The 23,231-nt window shown below is 65.2% G+C and carries 21 protein-coding genes; 17 read left to right on the top strand and 4 right to left on the bottom strand.

Annotated elements, in window-relative coordinates:
• The first annotated feature begins 11 nt into the window (after positions 1-11).
• A complete protein-coding gene (locus tag ASC94_RS29440; protein WP_056404730.1) occupies positions 12-2,273 on the top strand; it encodes a molybdopterin cofactor-binding domain-containing protein in 2,262 nt (753 codons plus the stop codon).
• A gap of 48 nt (positions 2,274-2,321) precedes the next feature.
• Here the strand turns inward: ASC94_RS29440 and ASC94_RS29435 are convergent, their stop codons facing one another.
• Complete coding sequence (locus ASC94_RS29435; protein WP_056404727.1) at positions 2,322-2,747, bottom strand: thioredoxin family protein; 426 nt, start codon at positions 2,745-2,747, stop codon at positions 2,322-2,324.
• 65 nt (positions 2,748-2,812) lie between these two features.
• On the opposite strand from ASC94_RS29435, the gene tsaB reads away from it, so the two are divergent.
• Genes tsaB through ASC94_RS29415 form a run of 4 tightly spaced genes read left to right on the top strand, consistent with a single transcriptional unit; the run spans position 2,813 to position 6,231 of the window.
• The gene (gene tsaB, locus ASC94_RS29430; protein ID WP_056404725.1) at positions 2,813-3,517 is read left to right on the top strand and encodes a tRNA (adenosine(37)-N6)-threonylcarbamoyltransferase complex dimerization subunit type 1 TsaB; all 705 of its coding nucleotides are present in this window, start codon (positions 2,813-2,815) and stop codon (positions 3,515-3,517) included.
• Entirely contained in the window at positions 3,514-3,984 is a 471-nt protein-coding gene (gene rimI, locus ASC94_RS29425) for a ribosomal protein S18-alanine N-acetyltransferase (protein WP_056404723.1), read from the top strand. Before tsaB ends, rimI begins: the two co-directional genes overlap by 4 nt.
• Positions 3,981-5,132 (top strand): uracil-DNA glycosylase, encoded by a 1,152-nt coding sequence (locus tag ASC94_RS29420; RefSeq protein ID WP_056404720.1) that lies wholly within the window; start codon positions 3,981-3,983, stop codon positions 5,130-5,132. Before rimI ends, ASC94_RS29420 begins: the two co-directional genes overlap by 4 nt.
• Positions 5,133-5,160: 28 nt before the next feature.
• Entirely contained in the window at positions 5,161-6,231 is a 1,071-nt protein-coding gene (locus ASC94_RS29415) for a DUF1853 family protein (RefSeq protein ID WP_157201677.1), read from the top strand.
• A gap of 16 nt (positions 6,232-6,247) precedes the next feature.
• Here ASC94_RS29415 and lplT read toward each other — a convergent pair whose 3' ends face one another.
• Positions 6,248-7,510, bottom strand: a complete 1,263-nt coding sequence (gene lplT, locus ASC94_RS29410) for a lysophospholipid transporter LplT (RefSeq protein WP_056404718.1) — start codon at positions 7,508-7,510, stop codon at positions 6,248-6,250.
• Between the two features lie 233 nt (positions 7,511-7,743).
• On the opposite strand from lplT, the gene alr reads away from it, so the two are divergent.
• The 5 genes from alr to ASC94_RS29385 all read left to right on the top strand — a co-directional run bounded on the left by alr (position 7,744) and on the right by ASC94_RS29385 (position 13,405).
• Positions 7,744-8,853: an alanine racemase gene (alr, locus tag ASC94_RS29405; RefSeq protein WP_056404716.1), complete on the top strand. Its 1,110-nt coding sequence runs from the start codon at positions 7,744-7,746 to the stop codon at positions 8,851-8,853.
• Between the two features lie 2 nt (positions 8,854-8,855).
• Positions 8,856-10,235 (top strand): DNA repair protein RadA, encoded by a 1,380-nt coding sequence (radA, locus tag ASC94_RS29400; protein WP_056404713.1) that lies wholly within the window; start codon positions 8,856-8,858, stop codon positions 10,233-10,235.
• Between the two features lie 150 nt (positions 10,236-10,385).
• Positions 10,386-10,706, top strand: coding sequence for a PilZ domain-containing protein (locus ASC94_RS29395; protein WP_056404711.1), 321 nt, complete (start codon positions 10,386-10,388; stop codon positions 10,704-10,706).
• An 86-nt stretch (positions 10,707-10,792) separates the two neighbouring features.
• A complete protein-coding gene (fliD, locus tag ASC94_RS29390; protein ID WP_056405409.1) occupies positions 10,793-12,211 on the top strand; it encodes a flagellar filament capping protein FliD in 1,419 nt (472 codons plus the stop codon).
• Between the two features lie 72 nt (positions 12,212-12,283).
• Complete coding sequence (locus ASC94_RS29385) at positions 12,284-13,405, top strand: polyamine ABC transporter substrate-binding protein (protein ID WP_056404709.1); 1,122 nt, start codon at positions 12,284-12,286, stop codon at positions 13,403-13,405.
• 287 nt (positions 13,406-13,692) lie between these two features.
• On the opposite strand, the gene sixA is transcribed toward ASC94_RS29385, so the two are convergent.
• Together sixA and ppk1 are read right to left on the bottom strand one after the other, a co-directional pair.
• Positions 13,693-14,160, bottom strand: coding sequence for a phosphohistidine phosphatase SixA (gene sixA, locus ASC94_RS29380; RefSeq protein ID WP_056404708.1), 468 nt, complete (start codon positions 14,158-14,160; stop codon positions 13,693-13,695).
• Between the two features lie 30 nt (positions 14,161-14,190).
• The gene (gene ppk1 / locus ASC94_RS29375; protein WP_056404707.1) at positions 14,191-16,290 is read right to left on the bottom strand and encodes a polyphosphate kinase 1; all 2,100 of its coding nucleotides are present in this window, start codon (positions 16,288-16,290) and stop codon (positions 14,191-14,193) included.
• A 266-nt stretch (positions 16,291-16,556) separates the two neighbouring features.
• On the opposite strand from ppk1, the gene pstS reads away from it, so the two are divergent.
• The 7 genes from pstS (at position 16,557) to phoR (ending at position 23,113) form a co-directional block, all read left to right on the top strand.
• Positions 16,557-17,594, top strand: coding sequence for a phosphate ABC transporter substrate-binding protein PstS (gene pstS / locus ASC94_RS29370; RefSeq protein ID WP_373888142.1), 1,038 nt, complete (start codon positions 16,557-16,559; stop codon positions 17,592-17,594).
• A 161-nt stretch (positions 17,595-17,755) separates the two neighbouring features.
• Complete coding sequence (gene pstC / locus ASC94_RS29365) at positions 17,756-18,724, top strand: phosphate ABC transporter permease subunit PstC (RefSeq protein ID WP_229417446.1); 969 nt, start codon at positions 17,756-17,758, stop codon at positions 18,722-18,724.
• Positions 18,724-19,587: a phosphate ABC transporter permease PstA gene (pstA, locus tag ASC94_RS29360; protein WP_056404704.1), complete on the top strand. Its 864-nt coding sequence runs from the start codon at positions 18,724-18,726 to the stop codon at positions 19,585-19,587. Before pstC ends, pstA begins: the two co-directional genes overlap by 1 nt.
• Positions 19,588-19,603: 16 nt before the next feature.
• Entirely contained in the window at positions 19,604-20,395 is a 792-nt protein-coding gene (gene pstB, locus ASC94_RS29355) for a phosphate ABC transporter ATP-binding protein PstB (RefSeq protein WP_056404703.1), read from the top strand.
• Positions 20,396-20,422: 27 nt separating this feature from the next.
• Entirely contained in the window at positions 20,423-21,127 is a 705-nt protein-coding gene (gene phoU, locus ASC94_RS29350) for a phosphate signaling complex protein PhoU (protein WP_056404701.1), read from the top strand.
• A 14-nt stretch (positions 21,128-21,141) separates the two neighbouring features.
• On the top strand, positions 21,142-21,831 hold the full coding sequence (gene phoB / locus ASC94_RS29345) for a phosphate regulon transcriptional regulator PhoB (RefSeq protein WP_056404698.1): 690 nt from the start codon (positions 21,142-21,144) through the stop codon (positions 21,829-21,831).
• Positions 21,832-21,835: 4 nt separating this feature from the next.
• Positions 21,836-23,113, top strand: a complete 1,278-nt coding sequence (gene phoR, locus ASC94_RS29340; RefSeq protein ID WP_056404695.1) for a phosphate regulon sensor histidine kinase PhoR — start codon at positions 21,836-21,838, stop codon at positions 23,111-23,113.
• Positions 23,114-23,231 lie beyond the last annotated feature (118 nt).

Genomic DNA, 23,231 nt, shown 5'->3' with positions numbered 1-23,231 from the left:
GAAAGGACTCTATGAAGTTGTCGCGCCGCCGTTTTCTGTTGAGCGCCACCGCGGTGGCGGGCGCCATGGTGGTTGGCTGGGGTGCGCTGCCGGCGCGCCAGCGCGTGCGCGGCAAGGTGCCGCTGCCCGGTTCCGGCGGCGCGGTGGCGCTGAACGGCTGGGTCGCCATCGCGCCGGACAATTCCGTGACGGTGGCCATGGCGCGCAGCGAAATGGGGCAGGGCGTTCATACGGCGCTGCCCATGCTGCTGGCCGAGGAGCTGGACGTGCCGCTGGCGCAGGTGAAGCTGGTGCAGGCGCCGCACGACAAAATCTACGGCAATGTGGCCATCCTGGCCGACAGCCTGCCCTTCCATCCGGACGAGGACGGGCGCGGCAAGCGCCTGGCGGGCTGGCTGGTGTCCAAGCTGGGGCGCGAGCTGGGCATCAACATGACGGGCGGCTCGTCCAGCGTGAAGGACTTGTGGCTGCCGATGCGCGAAGCCGGCGCCACCGCGCGCGCCTTGCTGATCGAGGCTGCCGCGCGCGAGTGGAAAGTGCGTTCGCTGGAGTGTTTCACCGAGGACGGCCACGTGGCGCACCCGAACGGCAAGCGCGCCAGCTACGGCAGCCTGGTGGCGGCAGCGGCCGGCATGACGCCGGGTGAAGTGCGGCTGAAAACCGTGGGCCAGTTCCGCCTGATCGGCACCGCCGTGGCGCGCCGCGATTCGCCGTCCAAGTCCGACGGCAGCGCCGTGTTCGGGCTGGACGTGCGGCCCGAGGGCATGCTGTATGCGGCGGTCAGGATGTCGCCGGTGATAGGCGGCGCCGTGGCCAGCGCGGATACGCAGGCGGTGCTGAAGATGCCGGGCGTGTCGCGCGTGGTGGACTTTTCCGCGGCGCTGGCGGAAAAAACCGGCGCCGGCGCCGGCGTGGCCGTGGTGGCGGCGCACTACTGGCAAGCCAGGCAGGCGGCAGCCGCGCTGCCGGTGGTCTGGCTGGAGGGCGTGAACGGCAAGCTGTCGAGCGCCGAAGTGTTCAGGCAATTCGCCCGCCAGCTGGACGACGAGGACGGCCACGTCTACTACACCGTGGGCGAGGTGGGCGACGTTGCCGAGGCGCCCGGCGCGGTGAAAACGCTGAAGGCGGAGTACCGCTCGCCTTTCCTGGCGCATGCCGCCATGGAGCCGCTCAACTGCACCGCGCAGGTCAAGGACGGCAAGGTGCGGCTGTGGGTGTCCACGCAGGCGCCCTCGCTGGCGATCGACGCGGCCGCCAAGGCGGCGGGCGTGAGCGCGGCCGATGTCACGCTGGAGATCACCATGCTGGGGGGCGGCTTCGGGCGCCGCCTGGAGACCGATTTCATCGCGCAGGCGGTGGCGGTGGCCAAGGAGTGCAATGGCGCGCCGGTGCAGCTGATCTGGTCGCGCGAGGACGACACCACGCACGACGTGTACCGGCCCGCCGCGCTGGCGCGCTTCAACGCCAGCCTGGATGCGGCGGGCAATATCGCAGCCTGGGACAACCAGTCCGTCAGCGCCTCGATCGGCCACCAGTTCTTCAAGCGCAACCTGGGCTTGCCGGGCGCGGGGCCGGACAAGACCACGGCCGAGGGCGAGTTCGACATGCAGTACGAGATCCCCAACCAGCGCATCCGCCACATCATCGCCGACAGCGCGGTGCCGGTCGGCTACTTCCGCTCGGTGGGGCATTCGCACAATGCCTTCTTCAAGGAGAGCTTCATCGACGAGCTGGCGCACGCGGCAGGGCAGAGCGGCGCGAGCTTCCGGCGCGGCATGCTGAACCGCCATCCGCGCCACCTGGCGGTGCTCAACGCTGCCGTGGACAAGGCCGGCCAGCCGCCGGCAGGCCGCGCGCACGGCGTGGCGCTGCACCAGTCCTTCGGCACCATCGTGGCGCAGGTAGCCGAAGTGTCGGTGGTGGACAAGCAGATCATCGTGCACCGCGTGGTGTGCGCGGTGGACTGCGGCATTGCCGTCAACCCGGGCATCATTTCGCAGCAGGTGGAGTCGTCGGTGGTGTTCGGCCTGTCCGCTGCGCTGGGCGCCGAGATCACCATCAAGGACGGCAAGGTGGAGCAGGCCAACTTCCACCAGTATCCCGTGCTGCGCATGGACCAGGCGCCGAAAGTGGAAACCATCATTATGCTGAGCGCGGAACCGCCGGAAGGCATGGGCGAGCCGGCCGTGCCGCCGGTGGCGCCGGCAGTAGCCAACGCGGTGTTCGCCCTGACCGGGCAGCGCTTGCGCAGCCTGCCGCTCAGGCTGGCCTGAGCTCCGGCCTGGCCTGGCCGGGATTGGATTGGATCGGATCGGATTGGATCAGGAGGCTGCGCTGAGCAGGGTGCGCAGATTGCAGGCGCGCTGCCAGTGGCGGCGCTCTTCGCTGCTTTGCGCGTAGCGCGCCAGTTCCGCGTCGTCCATGGCCGCCTGCGCCAGGATCAGGCGGTGCGCCACGTTCGGGTCCGGCAGCATGGTGCCGAAGAAGGCCACTTGCTCGTGGCGCTGGATCAGCAGGGTAGGGAAGTTCTCCACGTCGAGGTCGCCGACCACGTCGGCATGGTCCTCGATATCGACCCACAGGAAGTATTTGTCAGGATGGCGGGCGGCCAGTTCGTCGAAGGCGGCGCGGTAGCCGGCGCAGGTGCCGCACCAGGCAGCGCACAGGCAGGCGACGATCCAACGGTCTTGCGCCAGCGCCTGCGCCACTTCGGCGCGGTTATCTGAATGTAAGGTAGTGCTATGCATGCGCGGTATTGTACCTTGATGTTCCGGGACCCGCGCAGGCCGGCTTTGGCGGGTTAAAATACGGCATGTCTACCATACTTGCAATTGAAACATCTTCTGAAATGGCTTCCTGCGCGCTGCTGCGCGGCGGGAAGCTGTCCACGCGCTCTTCGTCCGGCGTGCGCACCCACTCGCAGGCCATCCTGCCGATGATCCAGGAACTGCTGGCCGAAGCCGGCGTGGCCCTGCGCGATTGCGATGCTATCGCCTACGGTTCCGGTCCCGGTTCCTTTACCGGCGTGCGCACCGCCTGCGGCATCGCCCAGGGACTGGGTTATGGCGCCGGCCTGCCGCTGGTGCCGGTGGTGACGCTGGACGCCATGGCGCTGGCCTGCCACCAGCAGCACGGCGGCAGCGCTATCCTGGCCGTGCTGGACGCGCGCATGGGCGAAGTCTATTGGGCGCAGTACCGCGTCGATGGCGGCGCGCCGGTGGCGGTGCTGGCGCCGGCGCTGTCCACGCCGGACGCGGTAGCGCCGCAGGGCGCGGTGACGGCTTGCGGCAACGGTTTCACGGCCTACGCCGAGGCGCTGGCGGGCAAGGCGTTCGCGGCCGGCGCGCACGCGGACGTGATGCCGCACGCGGCGCAGATCGCGCAATTGGGCCGCATCGCGTTCGCGGCCGGGCAGGCCGTCAAGGCGGCCGATGCGCAGCCGCTTTACCTGCGCAACAAGATCGCCTACACCAGCGCGGAACGGCGCGAGATCAATGCTGCAAAGGCCGGCGCATGAAGCCAGTGTGGGATCTGGCGCGGCTCAATTACGCGCCGATGCAGGAAAGCGATATCGACGAGGTGGTGGCGCTGGAGGAAAGGGTCTATCCCTATCCCTGGAGCCGGGGCAATTTCGCCGACTCCCTGGCCAGCGGCTACCACGCCTGGGTACTGCGCAACCAGTCCATGCAGCTGATGGGCTACTTCCTGGTGATGCAGATGGTGGACGAGGCGCATCTGCTGAACGTGGCGGTGGCGCAGGAGTGGCAGGGGCAGGGGCTGGGACGGTTCCTGCTGAACCAGTCGGTGGCCTGTTCGCGCGGACTTGGGATGGAGTCGATGCTGCTGGAGGTGCGGCCGTCGAATACGCGCGCGCTCGAATTGTACGAGCGATATGGATTTGAACAGATCGGCCGCCGCAAGGGTTATTACCCGGCCGGCGGCCAGCAACGCGAGGACGCGATCGTGATGCGTTATATGTTATGAACCGCAACGAAGTCTTCCTGCAGGAGATGGGCGTGGGCGTGCAGTGGCGTTTGCGCAATCCGGCGCCCGGCGACGCCGGCACGGGCTATGCGGATGAGGTTGCCGAGACTGCCGGGGAGGCCGACCTGGCCGCTGCGGTGATGGCGGCGTACGCCGGGCACGAAGCTGATGCGGCGCCGCATCAAGCTCCTGAACCGGTTCGGCAGCCTGCTGCGCCGCAGCCTATGGCGGCCCAGTCTCCCGCAGCCCGGCCCGCCGCGGCTCAGCCTTCCGCAGCTCAGCCTTCCGCAGCTCAGCCTTCCGCAGTGCTGCCTCCCGCAGTGCAGGCCCCCGTGGCACAGGCCCCCGCTGCACGCCCGGCACCCGGCGCTGCCGCCGGCGACGACACCAGCTGGTTCGACGACGCACCCATGCCTGCCACGCCGCCGCCCACGGTCACGAAATCGCCCGCCAAGCCGGTGCAGGCTGCGCCATCGCGGCCTGCCGCAGCCGGCGCCGAGGAGCCGGAATCGACCGCCTGGTTCGACGACGTCCCCGTGCCCGCCGCCGCACCGGCGCGCGCGCAGCCGGCCGCCGGCCTGCAGATCGCCGACATGGACTGGGCCACGCTGCAAGCGGCCGTTGCCACCTGCACGCGCTGCGACTTGTGCCATAGCCGCCTGGCCGCCGTGCCAGGGCGCGGCGACCCGCACGCGCAATGGCTGGTGCTGGGCACCGCGCCCGCCGCTGCGGACGAACAGCAAGTGCGCGCCATCACGGGCGAAGCCGGCCAGCTGCTGGACAATATGCTGAAAGCCATCGCGCTCACGCCGGACGAAGACGCCTACGTCACCACGCTGGTGAAGTGCCGCCCGCCCGTGGCGGAAGACGGCAGCGACAGCCTGCCCAACCCCGAACAGCTGGCGGCCTGCCGGCCCTACCTGCAGCGCGAGCTGGAACTGGCGGGCAGCCGCATGATCGTCACGCTGGGCCATACGGCGGGCAAGGGCCTGCTGGGCGCCGCTGCGCGCGGCAAGGTGCTGCGTTACGACGGCATCCCCACCGTTGCCACCTACCACCCGGCCGACCTGCTGCGCAAGCCGGCCGACAAGGCCAAGGCATGGTCCGACCTGTGCCTGGCGAAAGCGGCCCATGCCGGCCGGGCCTGACGCGGCGCCCGCAGCCGCGCCGGCCACCATGCCCGGCGCGGAATTCGCCACCATGCCGGGCGGCGCCGAAACCTATCAGACCCGATTCGAGCGCACCTGGGGCCACCTGACCCGTCCCCACGTGCGCGCGCTGGCCTGGCTGCTGGACGCGCCGGACCTGCTCGATCCCGCCTCGCCGCACTGGCACAACCGCATCGCCACGCTGGGCCCCGTGCTGCCACCGGCGGCCGCCTGGCTGGCCGGGCTGGAGCGCGATCCCTCGCCGCTGGACGCCGCGCTTGGCGAGCGTTTCTACTCGCGTCTCGGCCTGTACGCCGAGAAGCTGATGGCCTTCTATTTCGCGCAGCACGGAACGCTGGTGGCGCACGGCCTGCAAGTGCGCGCCAACCGCAACGACACCGTGGGCGAGTTCGATTTCCTGCTGCGCCACGGCAGCGAATTGCTGCACTGGGAGTTCGCCACCAAGTTCTACCTGCTGGACGACACGGCCGGCGCGGCCAGCTTCAATCACCTGGTCGGGCCCAACCTGGCGGACACGCTGGGCGTCAAGATGCGCAAGACCTTCGCCAAGCAGCTGGAGCTGGCCAACCACCCGGCCGCGCAGCCCCTGCTGCCGCAGCCGGTGGACAAGGCGCAGGCGCTGGTGAAGGGCTGGCTGTTCTATCCCCAAGGCTCGCCGCACGCACTGGCGGGCATCTCGCCTGGACATTGCCTGGGCTACTGGAGCACGCTAAGCGAATTTGCCGGCGGCCGCAACGGCGCCGCGCAGCCGGACCAGCAATACGTGGTGATGCCGCGCCTGCAGTGGCTGGCGCCGCTGAAAGTGCGGGTGGCAGCCCGCGCTGCCGGTGTCATGCCGGATGCCGGGCCGGCGCGAATCAACTCCATCGCTGCGGTGGACAGCGCGGTGCCGCTGGACGCGGCGCGCGTGGTGCAGGCCGTGCTGGCGCGCTTTGAACTGGAGATGGCGCCGGTGATGGTGGCGTCCGTAGTGGAGCGCGACGGCTGGCTGGTGGAACGCGAGCGGGGTTTTGTGGCGCCGGACGACTGGCGCGCGCGGGCTGCGGCGCGCCGTGAGCAGGGGCTGCTGCCCCCGTAGGCTCAGTGCCTGAAGGTCAGTGCTTGGCTTCGCCGATCAGCGCAAGCGAATCGTGCTCGCGCTGGTTGGCCTTGTGCAGCCACATCACGCACAGCATGACGCCGGCGATGAACAGGCCGAACAGCACGATGATGGTGTTCAGTGCCAGGTGCAAACGTATCATCAGCGAGTACATGGCCAGCATGGTGAGGATGGACAGGTTCTCGTTGAAGTTCTGCACGGCGATCGAGTGGCCCGCGCTCATCAGCACATGGCCGCGATGCTGCAGCAGGGCGTTCATGGGCACCACGAAGAAGCCGCCGATGGCGCCGATCACCACCAGCAGCGGATAGGCCAGCCAGGTGGAATACACCATCGTCATGCCCATCACGATCACGCCCATCAGGATGCCCAGCGGGATCACCGACAGCGACTTGCGCAGCGTGACGAAGCGCGCCGACATCACGGCGCCGAAGGCGATGCCGATGGCAACCATGCCCACCATGCTGGTGGCCTGGTCGTAGCGCATGCCCAGCGAGCGCTGTGCCCATTCGAGCACGATCAGCTGCAAGGTGGCGCCGGCGCCCCAGAACAGCGTGGTGACCGCCAGCGAGATCTGGCCCAGCTTGTCTTTCCACAGCAGCGTGAAGCAGTTCGAGAAGTCGACAATGAGCTTGATCGGATTGCGTTCCTGGTGCGGGTAGATACAGCCGGTGTCCGGAATGCGCAGGTTGAAGATGGCGGCCAGTACATACGTCAGGCCGAGCACGCACAGCGCCGCCTCGGTGCTGGTGTCGATGCCGGTGTCAATCAGCGGGATATCGATATTGAGCAGCAGGGTGGACAGGCGGCCGGTCACCAGCGCGCCGCCCATGACGGTGCCCAGGATGATGGAGGTGACGGTCAGGCCCTCGATCCAGCCGTTGGCCGCCACCAGTTTTTCAGCCGGCAGCAGTTCGGTCAGGATGCCGTATTTGGCGGGCGAATACACGGCCGCGCCGAAACCCACGATGGCATAGGCCAGCAGGGGATGGATGTGGAAGAAGATCATGGCGCAGCCCAGGATCTTGATCATGTTGGCAATGAACATGACCCGGCCCTTGGGCAGGGCGTCCGAGAAAGCGCCGACGAAGGCGGCCAGCAGTACGTAGAACAGCACAAACGACAACTTCAGCAGCGGCGTCAGCCACGCCGGGGACTTCATGGAAATCAGCAGGTCGATAGCCACGAACAGCAGCGCGTTGTCTGCCAGTGACGAAAAGAACTGCGCTGCCATGATGGTATAAAAACCACGATTCATACTGGAAGGCCTGGAAACTAATCTCGGCTTGCTTTATACCATGAATAACTGGTATTCCCAAGAAATCAACCGGATGTCCCGGCCCCTCCATTCGGCCTATAGCTCAATGTTTCCGAATGGAAATGACTGGTGAGCTGTGGCTGCTTTTGCTGCCTCTGCGCCTGCAGGGCCTGCCGCTTACGCTGGTGCTTCCGGTAGAATACCGGCTTCGCTCACCGCCCAGATTTCACACCATGCCAAGGCCGATCGTCGCAACCATTCATATACAGAACATGCAGCACAACCTGGCGCGCGCGCGGGCCTGCGCGCCGGGCAGCAAGGTGTGGGGTGTGCTGAAGGCGAACGGCTATGGCCACGGCCTGGAACGGGCCATGCGCGGCCTGGTGGAGGCGGACGGGCTGGCCTTGATCGAGCCGGACAATGCCCTGCGCCTGCGCGAACTGGGCTGGACCAAGCCCATCCTGCTGCTGGAAGGCGGCTTCGACGCGGCCGACGTGGCCATGATGGCCGCGCACGGCATCAACGGCGCCGTGCACAGCGAAGAGCAGCTGGCGCTGATCGAGGCGGCGCGGCTGCCCGCCTCGGCCCAGCCGCTCAACCTGCATTTGAAAATGAACACCGGGATGAACCGCCTCGGCTTCAAGCCGGAACAGTTCGCCGCCGCCCATGCGCGCCTGCGCGCGCTGCCGCACGTGGGCGAGATCACGCTGATGACCCACTTCGCCAATGCCGACGAAACGGCGCATGCGCGCCTGCCCATCGGCGAGCAGCTGCGCCGGTTCGCGGCCGGGACGGCCGGCTTGCCCGGCCCGCTCAGCCTGGCCAACTCGGCGGGCATCTTCCAGATGCCCGAATCGGCCCGCACCCTGGGGACCGAACTGGTGAGCGACTGGATACGCCCCGGCATCATGCTGTACGGCGGCTCGCCCGGCGGCAAGAGCGCGGAGCAGTTCGGCCTGCTGCCGGCCATGACGCTGAGCAGCGAACTGATTGCCGTGCAGGACATAGTGGCCGGCGACTGCGTCGGCTACGGCAGCCGCTTCCAGGCCGACGGCCCGATGCGCATCGGCGTGGTCGCTTGCGGCTACGCCGACGGCTACCCGCGCCACGCGCCGCAGGACACGCCGGTGCTGGTCGATGGCGTGCGCACCCGCATAGTCGGCCGGGTGTCGATGGACATGCTGACCGTGGACCTGGACGGCCTGCCGGACGCGCGCGTGGGCAGCAGGGTGGTGCTGTGGGGCGAGGGCATGCCGATCGACGAGGTGGCCGCGTCCGCCGGCACCATCGGCTATGAGCTGATGTGCGCGCTGGCGCCGCGCGTGCGCGTGGTGGAGGGCTGAGCATGGCCAAGGCCAAGACCAACTACACCTGCAGCGAATGCGGCGGCACCAGCAGCAAATGGACCGGCCAGTGCGGCGCCTGCCAGCAGTGGAACACCATGGTGGAAACCGTGATGGAGTCCGGTGCCGGCAACAACCGCTATTCCAACCCGCAGCACCTGTCGCTGGCGCAGACCGCGCCGGTGCTGTCGCTGCAGGACATCGAGGCCCTGGACGTGCCGCGCTTCCCTACCGGCATCGAGGAATTCGACCGCGTGCTGGGCGGCGGCCTGGTGGCCGGCGGCGTGGTGCTGATCGGCGGCGACCCGGGCATCGGCAAGTCCACCTTGCTGCTGCAGGCGCTGGCCCATATGTCGCACGCCAAGAGCGTGCTGTACGTGAGCGGCGAGGAATCCGGCGCCCAGATCGCGCTGCGCGCCAAGCGCCTGGCGATCGACGCGCGCGACCTCAAGCTGCAGGCGGAAATCCAGCTGGAGAAGGTGCTGGGCACCCTGGCCGAACTGAAACCGCAGGTGGCGGTGATCGACTCGATCCAGACCATGTATTCGGATGCGCTCAGCAGCGCGCCCGGCTCGGTGGCCCAGGTGCGCGAATGCGCGGCCCAGCTCACCCGCATGGCCAAGCAGAGCGGCATCACCATCATCCTGGTGGGCCACGTGACGAAAGAGGGCGCGCTGGCCGGCCCGCGCGTGCTGGAGCACATCGTGGACACCGTGCTGTACTTCGAGGGCGACAACCATTCCAGCTACCGGCTGGTGCGCGCCATCAAGAACCGCTTCGGCGCGGTCAACGAGCTGGGCGTGTTTGCCATGACGGACAAGGGCCTCAAGGGGGTATCCAATCCGTCCGCGCTGTTCCTGTCCCAGCACGACAACCAGGTGCCCGGCTCCTGCGTGATGGTGACGCAGGAGGGCACCCGCCCGCTGCTGGTGGAAATCCAGGCGCTGGTGGACGCCAGCCATTTGCCGAACGCGCGCCGGCTGTCGGTGGGCCTGGAGCAGAACCGGCTGGCCATGCTGCTGGCGGTGCTGCACCGCCACGCCGGCATTGCCGCCTTCGACCAGGACGTGTTCATCAACGCGGTGGGCGGGGTGAAGATCACCGAACCGGCGGCCGACCTAGCCGTGCTGCTGGCGATTAATTCGTCGATGCGCAGCAAGGCGCTGCCGCGCGGCTTCGTGGTGTTCGGCGAGGTGGGCCTGGCGGGCGAGATCCGGCCGGCGCCGCGCGGCCAGGAGCGCCTGCGCGAGGCGGCCAAGCTGGGTTTCTCGATCGCGATGATACCGAAAGCGAACGCGCCCAAGCAGGCCATCGAAGGCATGACCATCGTGGCGGTGGAGCGCATCGACGATGCGTTCAACAAGTTGCGCGAACTGCAATAAGGTAGTCATCTGCAAGTTTGACCGCCCGGCAACTTCAGCCTGCATCAATCGTGAATGCGCAGTAAAATGAAGGCTTGTGGAGCGCTACCAGAGATGCGCTCCTGACAGGCGTAAACAGCATTCACAGTATTCACGAATTCAGGAAGCACAGTGCTAGTAGATCAAAGGCAGACAACCCGTAAAATCCTGCGCGCAAAAGCGGTGGTGGTAATGGATGGCGCCAAGCCGGCGCCGGCGCGCACCATCGACGTCGGCCCCACCGGCATGTCGGTCACCATGGGCCACATGGTGCCTGCCGGGCAGATGGGGCAGGTTTCATTTGAGATGTTTGTGGAGGGCAAGCCCGTCATCATCAGCTGCCGCTCAAAAGTAACTTATTGCATCTTTAGCGGCGATGATGTGAAAGTAGGCCTACAATTCATCAGTCCCGATGCGGCTGCGGTTGCCGCGATCGGCAAGTTCATGCGCTGATACGGCCGGTTTATTCCGCTCTGTTTGCCGTATCGCGGGATAGGCGAAGACCTTATCATGTCTTCCACATTGATCGGATGGCACAAATGGCAAACACAATCCCGGGTAATTACGGCAACCTGACCGGTACGGCGGCATATGGTGGATATGGGGCATACGGCAACCCGTCCACGCCGTCCGCGTCGGTGCTGGCCAAGGTGGAGCGCACCCTGGCCAGCCAGGCCGGCACGGTCGCCAGGCTCAACACCAGCCTGGCGCGCGACCAGACCAAGCTGTCCGGCCTGGGCCAGCTGCAAAGCGCGCTGACCGGCTTCCAGTCGATTGCCGAGCGCCTGGCCGGCAGCGGCCTGAGCACCTCGGCCAGCTCCTCCGCCAAGGGCGTGCTGACCGTGAGCGCCGGCGGCACCGCCAAGCCCGGCACCTACGCGGTCGACGTGAAGCAGCTGGCGCAAGGGCAGATCCTCAACAGCGACCAGCTGGCGGCCTCCACCACCAAGATCGGCACCGGCTCGCCGGCCACCATCAAGGTCGAATTTGGCGTGGCCGGCGAGGACAAGTTCACACCGGGCAAGACGGCTGCCAAGACCATCACGATCGACAGCAAGAACAACACCCTGGACGGCATTGCCGCCGCCTTCAAGGAAGCCGGCATCGACGCCAGCGTGGTCAAGAGCGGCGCCGGCTACGCCTTGCAGGTCAAGGGTGAGAACGGCGAAGCGAACAGCCTGCGCATCAGCGTGTCAGGCGATGCGGCGGTGAAGAGCCTGGTTTCCTACAACCCTGCAGCCAACAGCAGCCCCACCGCCCAGGGCCTGACCCAGGCGCAAGCGGCGCAGGACGCGCTGGCCACCGTGAACGGCAAGGAAGTGAAAAGCGCCGGCAATACGCTCAAGGACGCCATCGAAGGCGTGAGCGTGACCCTGACCGGCGCCGGCAAGACCGACGTGACAGTGAGCCAGGACAGCGCCCAGATCGCGCAGAACGTCACCAATTTCGTCAACGCCTACAACGACCTGAACAACAAGCTGACCGCGCTGCAGAAGGGCGAGCTGAAGTCCGACCTGGCGCTGGGCCAGGCCAGCCGCGAGCTCAATGCGCTGGTGCAGGGCGGCGGCGGGGTGTCGAAGACGGCGCTGGCGGCGGCGGGCGTGACGGTGGACAGCAGCGGCAAGCTGGTGCTGGACGAGAAAAAGCTGAAAAGCGCGATTGCCGCAGACTCGGCTGGCGTGGCCAGCCTGTTTACCAACCAGGGCAAGGGCCTGGCCGACCAGTTCGACGCCAAGATCGACAGCCTGACCGGCAAGAACAGCAGCATCCAGCGCGAGGCGCAGCAGGTGAGCAAGGAGATCGGCACGCTGAGCTCGAAAAAGGCCGACCTGGCCAAGGCGCTGACCACCCAGGCCAACGTGCTGGTGGCGTATTACACCCAGCAGGAGCAGGCTGCCGCCAGCGAGGCGCTGCCCGGCTACACCGGGGCGCGCTCGCTGTTCGACTTCCTCGTCTGAGGCTTGCATTCAGCGCCGCAATGCCTGATCATCTCGCGTTCTGAGTATTCTTCTTTTATTGGAGGCAGGCATATGGCGGGGAAGCGTTGGGGTAAGTGGATGGTGCTGGCTACGTGCGCGGTCGCGGGCGCTGCCATCATGGGGCAGGCGCAGGCGCAGCAGGAAGAAAAAGTCCTGAACATCTACAACTGGTCGGACTACATCGCCGACGACACCATCAAGAACTTCGAGAAAGAGACCGGCATCAAGGTCCGCTATGACGTTTTTGACAACAACGAAATCCTCAACTCCAAGCTGGCCGCCGGCAAATCCGGCTACGACATCGTGGTGCCGACCGCGCCATGGGCCAGGCTGCAGATCGACGCCAGGCAGCTGCGCAAGCTGGACAAGTCCAAGCTGCCCAACCTGGCCAACCTGGACCCGCAAATCCAGGCCAAGCTGGCCAAGATCGACCCCAGCAACGAATACCTGGTGGACTGGCTGTGGGGCTACGCCACGGTGGGCATCAATGTCGGCAAGGTGAAAGCCGCGCTGGGCAGCGAGCCGATGCCTGACAATGCCTGGGACCTGATCTTCAACCCGAAGTACGCGGCCAAGCTGAAGTCCTGCGGCGTGTCCTTCCTGGATTCGCCGTCCGAGGTGCTGCCGGCGGCATTGCAGTACATCGGCAAGCCGGCCTACTCGGCCAAGGCGGCCGACTATGCCGAAGCAGGCAAGGTGCTGAGCGCCATCCGTCCTTACGTGACGCTGTTCAGCTCGTCCGGCTACATCAACGACATGGCCAACGGCGCGGTCTGCGTGGCGTTCGGCTGGTCCGGCGACATCAACATCGCCCGCCAGCGCGCCATCGACGCCAAGAATGGCAACCAGATCCAGGTGCTGGTGCCGAAGACCTCGGCTGCGCTGGTGTTCGACACCATGGCCATCCCGGCCGACGCGCCGCACCCGAACAATGCGCATGTGTTCATCAACTACATCCTGCGGCCGGACGTGCACGCCAGCCTGACCAACAAGGTGTTCTATGCCAACCCGAACAAGGCCGGCATCAAGTTCGTGCGCAAGGATATCGCGGAGAACAAGACGGTGTTCCTGCCTTCGGCCGACATGCAGCGCATGATCGCCCCCGAGGCGGTGCCGGCCGACGTGCGCCGCGCCATTACCCGCATCTATACCAAGTTTAAAACCGGCATGTAAACGACAAAGGCGCCTTTAGCGTCAGCTCAAGGCGCCCGGTTCCGCGCGGCGGCAGGCTATTCGTGATAGCGATCGGATAGTTTGTGATGGCTCCCACTGGACTCCTGGATCAGCTCATACACAACGAGTGCAATCATGCCGCCAAAAATGCCCATGGTGAGAAGGGTAAACATACGTTTTCAACCGTCTTTGGGACGGCTGCTCCCTAGAGTTGATACAACTAAACTTTAGCAGAAGCGTTTTGCTTTTCAAGCCGCACTTTGCCCCTTGTTGCGGGGCCGCGCCCTTTATTTCACCACCAGGTCGGGCGCCATCACCGCTTTCAGGTACAGGCTGTCCGGATCGCCCGGATCGCGCTGCACGAACCACCAGGCGCTGGCCTTGCGGATGTCCCAGTCCTGGTCGTCGCCCGTCATCAGCAGCGCCGCCGCCTGACCCAGGGTGGGCTGGTGGCCCACCACCAGCACGGTTTCCCTGGCGCCCGGCCAGTTGGCCGCTTTCAGCACGTCGGCCGCGTCCGCCCCCGGCGCGAGGTCGTTGTGGATCTTGAACTTGCGGCCCAGCGCTTCGGCGGTCTGCAGGGTGCGCAGGGCGGGGCTGGACAGCACGCGGCAATTGTCCGGCAGCTGGGAATCCAGCCACTGGCCCATGCGGCGCGCCTGCTTCTGGCCCTTGCCGGTGAGGGCGCGTTCCAGGTCCGACTGGCCGGGCGCCGCTTCGTCGGCCTCGGCGTGACGCCATAAGATCAGGTCCATGGTCTACCCCTTTGCGTTGATGTTTGCCGGTTAATCGTCCACCTCGCCGCCCGGCGTGCCCAGGGTGTGCATCAGGTACTGCTGGCCGCTGAACAGGGATTGCTTGCCGCGCGGGCGGCGGCGCTGGTAATGGCCGGTCGGCTCCAGTTCCCAGGCGTTGCTGTTGTCCTTCAGGTAAGGGTTCAAGCCTTCCGCAATCACGCGCCGCTTCAGCGCGCGGTCCAGGATGGGGAATGCCACCTCGATGCGGCGGAACAGGTTGCGGCTCATCCAGTCCGCGCTGCCCAGGTAGACGTCGTGGGTCAGGTCGTTGCGGAAGTAGTAAATGCGGCTGTGCTCCAGGAAGCGGCCGATGATGGAGCGCACCCGGATGTTCTCGGACAGGCCGGGCACGCCCGGCTTCAGGGTGCAGGCGCCGCGCACGATCAGGTCGATCTTCACGCCATCCTTGGAGGCCGCGTACAGCGCGCGGATCACCGATTCGTCCACCAGCGCGTTCATTTTAGCGATAATCCGGCCCGGCCGCCCGGCGCGCGCGATCTTGGCCTCGTTGCGGATGGCCTTGATCACTTCGTTTTGCAGCGCGAACGGCGCCAGCCACAGGTGATTCAGCTTTTGCGGCTTGGTCAGGCTGGTCAGGTGCATGAACACTTCGTTCACGTCGTGGCCCAGCTCCACATTGCTGGTCAGCAGGCCGAAGTCGGTGTACAGCTTGGTAGTGGTGGGATGGTAGTTGCCGGTGCCCAGATGGGAATAGAAGCGCAGCCCGGCTTCCTCGCGGCGTATGACCAGCGCCACCTTGGCGTGCGTCTTCAGGCCTACCACGCCGTACACCACTTGCGCGCCGGCCTGTTCCAGCTTATCGGCCCAGTTGATGTTGGCTTCTTCGTCGAAGCGCGCCATCAGTTCCACGATCACCGTCACTTCCTTGCCGGCGCGCGCGGCCGTGATGAGCGACTCCATCAGGTCCGAGTTCATGCCGGTGCGGTAGATGGTCTGCTTGATGGCCACCACGCTCGGGTCCAGCGCGGCGGCGCGGATGAAGTCGATCACGGTCTGGAAGGACTGGTAGGGGTGGTGCAGCAGGATGTCCTGCTGGCGCAGGGTGCCGAAGATGTCGGTGGTGGCGGTCTTGTGCGCCACGCCGGGGAAGAAGGGCGGGAAGCGCAGCTCGGGGTGGGCCACGTTGTTGATGATCTCGGTCAGGCGCACCATGTTGACCGGCCCGTCCACCTGGTACAGGCGGCTGTTGTCCAGCGCGAACTGGTCGAGCAGGAACTGCGACAGCTCGGGCGGGCAGTTCTTGGCCACTTCCAGGCGCACCGAGGTGCCGAACTGGCGTCCCTGCAGCTCGCCCTTGAGGGCCTGGCGCAGGTTCTTCACTTCGTCCTCGTCCACCCACAAGTCGGAGTCGCGGGTGACGCGGAACTGCGAATAGGCGATCACTTCGCGGCCGGCGAACAGGTCCGAGATGTGCGAGTGGATGATGGAGGAGAGCAGGCAAAAGGACACGCCGCCGGCGTCCGACAGTTCGTCCGGCAGGCGGATCACGCGCGGCAGCACGCGCGGCGCCTTGACGATGGCGATGGCGGTGCCGCGCCCGAAGGCGTCCTTGCCGGTCAGCGAGACGATGAAGTTGAGGCTCTTGTTGACCACTTGCGGGAAGGGGTGGGCCGGGTCCAGGCCGATCGGGGTGAGCAGGGGGCGCACTTCGCGCTCGAAATACTGCTTGACCCAGGCGCGCTGCGCTTCGTTGCGCTGGGTGTGGCGCAGCAGGTGGATGCCGGCCTGCTGCAGCTGGGGCAGCACTTCGGTATTGAGCAGTTCATATTGCAGCTTGACCAGCTCGTGGCACTCGTCGCAAATGCGGCGCAGGTTGGCGGCCAGGGCAGGGTGCAGCACGCTGCTGCTGCCGTCGGTGGCGGCGGCCGCCAGCAGGCTGGCCACGCGCACTTCGAAGAATTCGTCCAGGTTGCTGCTGACGATACATAAATAGCGCAGCCTTTCCAGCAGCGGCACGGCGGGGTCGGCCGCTTGCGCCATGACGCGCCGGTTGAAGGCCAGCTGGGAGAGTTCGCGGTCGAGGAAAATACCGTGCTTGTTTGTTTCCGAACGCAGGTCAGGCTTCATGGTGTTGTGTGTCACTTTATCTTTGCAGATGGTTAATTCTAGCCCACTTTGGACGCGGCCCAGTGTAGATGTTAATTGTGACAACTCCATGACAAAAGCCCGGCCGCACGCTTGTCACGCTTGTCATATTTCGCGCAAAACCGGGTACTATCCCCTCTGAAGCAGGTGTTTTGATTATTTTTTCACATGTCATAAAGCTGTCATATTGGCTCGGTAGACTGCGCAGCATTCAAACCGTCACAACCCCTAAGGACATTGATATGCGTATGAAACAGTTGTTCACCTCCCTGGTTATCGGCGCTACCGCTGCCGTCGCCTTCTCCACCGCCTCCGCAGCGGACATAACCGGCGCAGGCGCAACGTTCCCCTATCCGATCTACGCCAAGTGGGCTGAAGCGTACAAAGCTTCCACCGGCAACGGCCTGAACTATCAGTCCGTCGGTTCCGGCGCAGGCGTCAAGCAGATCAAAGCCAAGACCGTCGATTTCGGCGCCACCGACAGCCCGCTGAAAGGCGAAGAGCTGGATGCCGAAGGCCTGACCCAGTTCCCGGCCATCATGGGCGGCGTGGTGCCGGTGGTGAACCTGGACGGCGTGGCGCCTGGCGCGCTGAAGCTGACCGGCCAGGTCGTGGGCGACATCTACCTGGGCAAGATCACCAAGTGGAACGCCGCCGAGATCGCCGCCCTGAATCCGGGCGTGAAACTGCCTGCGGATGAAATCACCGTGGTGCACCGCGCCGACGGTTCCGGCACCTCCTTCCTGTGGACCGACTACCTGTCCAAGACCAACCCTGAGTTCAAGACCAAGGTTGGCGCCGGCACCGCCGTGAAGTGGGTGGTGGGCGTGGGCGGCAAGGGCAACGAAGGCGTGGCCGCCAACGTGCAGCGCATCAAGGGCGCGATCGGCTACGTGGAGTGGGCATTCGCCAAGAAGAACAAGATCGCGCACACCCAGCTGAAGAACAAGGATGGCCAGTTCGTGCAGCCTGACGACGACAACTTCAAAGCTGCCGCCGCCAATGCCGAGTGGACCAAGACCCCGGGCTTCGGCGTGGTGCTGACCGACCAGGCCGGCAAGACCTCCTGGCCGATCACCGGCGTGTCCTTCATCCTGATGCACAAGACCCAGGCTGACGCAGCCAAGGGCAAGGAAGTGGTGAAGTTCTTCGACTGGGCCTTCAAGAACGGTGGCGCCGCTGCCGCCGACCTGGACTACGTGCCGCTGCCTGCTTCGGTGGTGAAGCTGGTGCAGGATTCGTGGAAAGCCAGCCTGAAAGATGCTTCGGGCAAGGCCATCTACTAAGTTTCGCGGCCTCCTCGGCGTGCCGAGGAGGGCCGGATCCGCAAGGATTCGGCGGGACACCCGCCGAGTTCTTGCGAATCCGCCAGCCCCCACCCAGAACCACACCACACTCTATGAGCGCAGACATCACCTCCCCGCCGATCACTATGTCGGAGCCCGCCATGACAGAAGTGTCCAATGCCGCCATGCTCTCGACCATGCGCAAGCAACGCATCCAGGATTTCATTTTCCACAAAGTCACGATGGCCTTTTCCCTGTCAGTACTGTTCGTACTGGTGGGGATTATCGTTTCGCTGATCCTGGGCGCCATGCCGGCCCTGCAGCATTTCGGCCCGGCCTTCATCACCACCGTCGAGTGGGACCCGGTCAATGACAACTACGGCGCGCTGATCGCCATCGTCGGCACCCTGGCCACGGCCGGCATCGCGCTGCTGATCGCCTTCCCGGTGAGCTTCGGCATCGCGCTGTTCCTGACCGAGATCTGCCCGGTCTGGCTGCGCCGCCCGCTGGGCACGGCAGTCGAGCTGCTGGCCGGCGTGCCGTCCATCATCTACGGCATGTGGGGCCTGTTCGTGTTCGCGCCGCTGTTCGGCGATCACGTGCAGCCTTTCCTGAAGGCCACCCTGGGCCAGCTGCCCATCATCGGTTCCGTGTTCAGCGGTCCGACCATGGGCATCGGCATCCTGACCGCCGGCCTGATCCTGGCCGTCATGATCATCCCCTTCATTTCTTCGGTGATGCGCGACGTGTTCGAGATCGTGCCGGCGGTGCTGAAGGAATCGGCATACGGCCTGGGCTGCACCAAGTGGGAAGTGGTGCGCAAGGTGGTGCTGCCGTACACCAAGAGCGGCGTGGTGGGCGGCGTGATGCTGGGCCTGGGCCGCGCGCTGGGTGAGACCATGGCGGTCACCTTCGTCATCGGCAACGCCAACAAGCTGTCCTGGTCGCTGTTCGCGGCCGGTAACTCGATTGCCTCCACCCTGGCCAACGAATTCGCTGAAGCGGAAAGCACGCTGCATGTGTCCTCGCTGTATGCCCTGGCCCTGATCCTGTTCGTGATTACCCTGATTGTCCTGTCCGCCGCCAAGCTGATGCTGGCCGGCATGTCCCGCAAGGAAGGCGTGAAATAATGTCGCAAGCTACCCCCATGAATGCGGTCTACCGCAAGCGCCTGCTGGTGCACCGTGTCGGCATCGCGCTGTCGGTGATGGCCATGTCGGTCGGCCTGATCGTGCTGCTGTGGATCCTGGCCACGCTGCTGATCAACGGCTTCTCCGCACTGCACTACACCATGTTCACCGCCAATACGCCGGCCCCCGGCAGCGAAGGCGGCGGCTTGCTGAACGCCATCGTCGGCAGCCTGATGATGGTGGGCGTGGCCACGCTGGTGTCGACCCCGATCGGCATCCTGGCCGGCATCTACCTGGCCGAATACGGCGAAGAAAACAAGATGGCGCAGGTGACCCGCTTCGTCACCGACATCATGCTGTCGGCACCGTCCATCGTGATCGGCCTGTTCGTCTACGCGCTGTACGTGGCCAACGTGAAGCATTTCTCGGGCTACGCCGGTTCCATCGCGCTGTCGCTGATCGCCGTGCCGGTGGTGGTGCGCACCACCGACAATATGCTCAAGCTGGTGCCCAACAGCCTGCTGGAAGCGGCCTTCGCCCTGGGCGCGCCGCGCTGGAAAGTGGCCATGATGGTGCGCCTGCGCGCCGTCAAGGCCGGGGTGGTGACCGGCGTGCTGCTGGCCGTGGCCCGCATCTCCGGCGAAACCGCGCCGCTGTTGTTTACCGCGCTGAACAACCAGTTCTTCAGCGCCGACATGAATGCGCCGGTGGCCAATCTGCCGGTGGTGATTTACCAGTTCGCCATGAGCCCGTACGACAACTGGCGCTCGCTGGCCTGGGGCGGGGCACTGCTGGTGACGTTCAGCGTGCTGGGCCTGAACATCCTGTCGCGCACCGTGTTCAGCCAAAAAGCCCCGAACTAATCAAACATACCTATAGATGAATACGCAAATGAGCAACGAAACCAAAGCAGCCAAGCGCAAGACCATCGAAATCTCGGGCCTGAACTTCTTTTACGGTAAAACGCAGAGCCTGCACAACGTCAACCTGGACGTGCACGAGAAGCAGGTGACGGCCTTCATCGGTCCTTCCGGCTGCGGCAAGTCGACCCTGCTGCGCACCCTGAACCGCATGTACGACCTGTATCCGGGCCAGCGCGCCGAAGGTTCCATCATGTACCGCGGCCGCAATATCCTTGAGCCGGGCCAGGACGTGAATATGCTGCGCGCCAAGGTGGGCATGGTGTTCCAGAAGCCGACCCCGTTCCCGATGTCGATCTACGACAACATTGCGTTCGGCGTGCGCCTGTATGAAGACCTGTCGAAAGGCGAGATGGACGAGCGCGTGGAATGGGCGCTGAAGAAGGCCGCGCTGTGGGGCGAGGTGAAGGACAAGCTGACCAAGAGCGGCCTGTCGCTGTCCGGCGGCCAGCAGCAGCGCCTGTGCATCGCGCGCGGCGTGGCGGTCAAGCCCGACGTGCTGCTGCTCGACGAGCCGACGTCGGCGCTGGACCCGATCTCGACCTCCAAGGTGGAAGAGCTGATCAGCGAGCTGAAGCAGGATTACACCATCGCCATCGTTACCCACAACATGCAGCAGGCGGCACGCTGCTCCGACTACACCGCGTATATGTACCTGGGCGAGCTGGTGGAATTCGGCGAAACCGACCAGATCTTCATGAACCCTGCCCGCAAGGAAACGCAGGACTACATCACCGGCCGTTTCGGCTAATAACAAGAGCACGGGAGAGCACCAACCATGATGGGCGAACATTCATCCAAGAAGTACGACGAAGAACTGGAAGCGATCCGCTCCAAGGTGCTGCTGATGGGCGGCATTGTCGAGACCCAATTCCTCGACGCCATGACCTGCTTCCGCATCGGCAATTTGGAACGCGCCGAGCGCGTGATGCGCGAAGACGACACCGTAAACCAGCTGGAAGTGTCGCTGGACGACGCCTGCAGCCACCTGATCGTGCGCCGCCAGCCGACCGCCAACGACTTGCGCACCGTGATGGCCACCATCAAGGTGATCACCGACCTGGAGCGCATCGGCGACGAGGCCACCAAGATTGCGCGCACTGCGAAAAGCCTGCACAGCCGCGGCGCCGTCACCGTGAGCCACTACGAAATGGTGCGCAGCATCGCCAACGCCACCAGCGACATGCTGCACGACGCGCTGGACGCCTTTGCCCGCAACGACGGCAAGCAGGCGCTGCAGCTGATTGCCCAGGATGCCGTGATCGACCACGAGTTCCGCTCCATCATGCGCAACCTGATCACCTTCATGATGGAAGATCCGCGTACAATCTCCGCCGCGCTGGACACCCTGTGGGTGGCCAAAGCGATCGAGCGCATCGGCGACCACGCGAAAAACATCGCCGAGTACGTGATTTACGTGGTGGAAGGCAAGGACATCCGCCATACCAAGACCGTGCCCCTGCCGGACGATCTTCCAGAATAATGTAAAGCGGTACCATGGCATCTGATAAAACGACTGTACTGATAGTGGAGGACGAGCCTGCGATCGTCGAACTGGTGACGTTTTCGCTGCGCGACGCAGGCTGGAATGTGTGCGCCGTCTCGACCGTGGGCGACGCCTGGGACTTCATCACCAAGCGCACGCCGCAGCTGTTGCTGCTGGACTGGATGCTGCCCGACCAGACCGGCTTGCGCCTGCTGTCGCGCATCCGCTCGGACCGGCAGTTCCAGGACATCCCCATCATCATGCTCACCGCAAAGAGCATGGAAGAGGACAAGCTGGCCGGCCTGAACAGCGGCGCCGACGATTACATCACCAAGCCGTTCTCGCCGCGCGAGCTGCTGGCGCGCGCCAAGGCGCTGTTGCGCCGCAAGAGCCCGGAACACGCGCAGGCCGCCATGAACGTGGGCGGCGTGACGCTGGACCCGGTGTCCTGCACGGTGCTGATGAACGAGCAGAAGATCGACATCGGCCACGCCGAGTACAAGCTGCTGAAGTTCTTCATGGCGCATCCGGAGCGGGTGTTTTCGCGCAGCCAGCTGCTTGACAAGGTGTGGGGCGACCACGTGGTGATCGAGGAGCGCACGGTGGACGTGCACGTGCTGCGCCTGCGCAAGGCGCTCAAGGAAGCCGAACACCTGATCAAGACGGTGCGCAGCGTCGGTTACATGCTGTCCGAAAAATAAGACAATGAATCCAAAACTGGTGTTCTGGGTGCCGGCGGCGCTGCGCATGGGCTTGATCCTGGCGGGCGTCGGCATGTTGTGGTGGCTGTTCGGCGCCATGACGGCGCTGGGCGTGGCCTTCATCACGATGTCGGTGATGGTGTTCGCCCAGCTGAACTATCTGTACCAGCTGAGCGATTGGCTGGACGATCCGCAAAGCGCCAAGCTGCCGGACGGCTGGGGCGCCTGGACCGGCATTTTCTCGCGCCTGTACCGGCTGCGCCGCGACGATGAGAAAAACCAGGCGGAACTGACCGAGTGGCTGGCGCGCTTCCGCCAGGCCATGCATTTGCTGCCGGACGGCGTGGTCATCATGGACGATGTGCTGTTCCTGGAGTGGTGCAACCCGGCCGCCGAGGCCCACCTGGGCCTGCGCAATGAGCGCGACAAGGGCATGCGGGTGACCAACCTGATCCGCAGCCCGGAATTCATGGACTACATCATCCTGGGCCGCTACGACCAGCCGCTGACCCTCACGTTCCGCGAGCGCAAGCTGATCGTGCACATCATTCCGTTCGAGAACCGGCGCCAGATCCTGGTGACGCACGACGTGACGGAAACCGAGCGCACCGAGATGATGCGACGCGACTTCATCGCCAACGCTTCGCACGAACTGCGCACGCCGCTGACGGTAATAGTCGGTTTCCTTGAGATTGCCGCCTCCGAGGACCTGGATCCCGCCACCCGCATGGCCCACCTGAAGCTGATGACGGAGCAGGGCCACCGCATGCAGCACCTGATCGAGGACATGCTGACCCTGTCGCGGCTGGAATCGGTCGATCACCCGATGCGGCCTGAGAAGATCGATACGCGCACCTTGCTGGAGCAGGTGCTGCGCGACGCGCGCGCCTTGTCGGCCGGCAAGCACGAGATCACGCTGGAGATGGAGGACGTGGCGGTGCAGGGCAATTACGAGGAGCTGCACAGCGCTTTCGGCAACCTGGCCTCGAACGCGGTGCGCTACACGCCGGCCGGCGGCGCGATCCGCCTGAGCTGGATCGATAGCGAGAAAGGGGCCAAGTTCGTGGTGGAAGACACCGGCATCGGCATCAGTCCGGAACATATCTCGCGGCTGACCGAGCGTTTCTACCGCGTCGACAAGAGCCGCTCGCGCGAGACCCAGGGCACCGGCCTGGGCCTGGCCATCGTCAAACACGTGCTGCTGCGGCACGGGGGCAATCTGTCGATCAAGTCCGAAGCGGGCAAGGGCAGCAGCTTTACGGTGTGCCTGCCCAAGGCCTGAATCCCGGCCTGAATCCCGGCCTGAAGCCCGGCTGGACGGCGCGATCTGGCGGCTATTTTGGGGTGGTGCCCCGGCTTGCGTTACAATCTGCCCGCTTTAACTGTGCAGATAGTAAATT

Origin of the sequence: Massilia sp. Root418, assembly GCF_001425265.1 — a bacterium.
GTDB lineage: Bacteria > Pseudomonadota > Gammaproteobacteria > Burkholderiales > Burkholderiaceae_D > Rugamonas.
Note: the sequence above shows the minus strand (reverse complement) of the source record. Positions and strands in the feature narration are given on the sequence as shown.

Excerpts from the sequence above, each read along its gene's own strand:
- pstS (WP_373888142.1), top strand. The coding sequence starts at position 16,557 with ATGAAACAGTTGTTCACCTCCCTGGTTATCGGCGCTACCGCTGCCGTC.
- phoR (WP_056404695.1), top strand. The coding sequence starts at position 21,836 with ATGAATCCAAAACTGGTGTTCTGGGTGCCGGCGGCGCTGCGCATGGGC.
- phoB (WP_056404698.1), top strand. The coding sequence starts at position 21,142 with ATGGCATCTGATAAAACGACTGTACTGATAGTGGAGGACGAGCCTGCG.
- phoU (WP_056404701.1), top strand. The coding sequence starts at position 20,423 with ATGATGGGCGAACATTCATCCAAGAAGTACGACGAAGAACTGGAAGCG.
- ppk1 (WP_056404707.1), bottom strand. The coding sequence starts at position 16,290 with ATGAAGCCTGACCTGCGTTCGGAAACAAACAAGCACGGTATTTTCCTC.
- sixA (WP_056404708.1), bottom strand. The coding sequence starts at position 14,160 with ATGGACCTGATCTTATGGCGTCACGCCGAGGCCGACGAAGCGGCGCCC.
- tsaB (WP_056404725.1), top strand. The coding sequence starts at position 2,813 with ATGTCTACCATACTTGCAATTGAAACATCTTCTGAAATGGCTTCCTGC.
- ASC94_RS29415 (WP_157201677.1), top strand. The coding sequence starts at position 5,161 with ATGCCCGGCGCGGAATTCGCCACCATGCCGGGCGGCGCCGAAACCTAT.
- rimI (WP_056404723.1), top strand. The coding sequence starts at position 3,514 with ATGAAGCCAGTGTGGGATCTGGCGCGGCTCAATTACGCGCCGATGCAG.
- radA (WP_056404713.1), top strand. The coding sequence starts at position 8,856 with ATGGCCAAGGCCAAGACCAACTACACCTGCAGCGAATGCGGCGGCACC.
- alr (WP_056404716.1), top strand. The coding sequence starts at position 7,744 with ATGCCAAGGCCGATCGTCGCAACCATTCATATACAGAACATGCAGCAC.
- ASC94_RS29420 (WP_056404720.1), top strand. The coding sequence starts at position 3,981 with ATGAACCGCAACGAAGTCTTCCTGCAGGAGATGGGCGTGGGCGTGCAG.
- pstB (WP_056404703.1), top strand. The coding sequence starts at position 19,604 with ATGAATACGCAAATGAGCAACGAAACCAAAGCAGCCAAGCGCAAGACC.
- ASC94_RS29435 (WP_056404727.1), bottom strand. The coding sequence starts at position 2,747 with ATGCATAGCACTACCTTACATTCAGATAACCGCGCCGAAGTGGCGCAG.
- lplT (WP_056404718.1), bottom strand. The coding sequence starts at position 7,510 with ATGAATCGTGGTTTTTATACCATCATGGCAGCGCAGTTCTTTTCGTCA.
- pstC (WP_229417446.1), top strand. The coding sequence starts at position 17,756 with ATGACAGAAGTGTCCAATGCCGCCATGCTCTCGACCATGCGCAAGCAA.
- fliD (WP_056405409.1), top strand. The coding sequence starts at position 10,793 with ATGGCAAACACAATCCCGGGTAATTACGGCAACCTGACCGGTACGGCG.
- ASC94_RS29385 (WP_056404709.1), top strand. The coding sequence starts at position 12,284 with ATGGCGGGGAAGCGTTGGGGTAAGTGGATGGTGCTGGCTACGTGCGCG.
- pstA (WP_056404704.1), top strand. The coding sequence starts at position 18,724 with ATGTCGCAAGCTACCCCCATGAATGCGGTCTACCGCAAGCGCCTGCTG.
- ASC94_RS29440 (WP_056404730.1), top strand. The coding sequence starts at position 12 with ATGAAGTTGTCGCGCCGCCGTTTTCTGTTGAGCGCCACCGCGGTGGCG.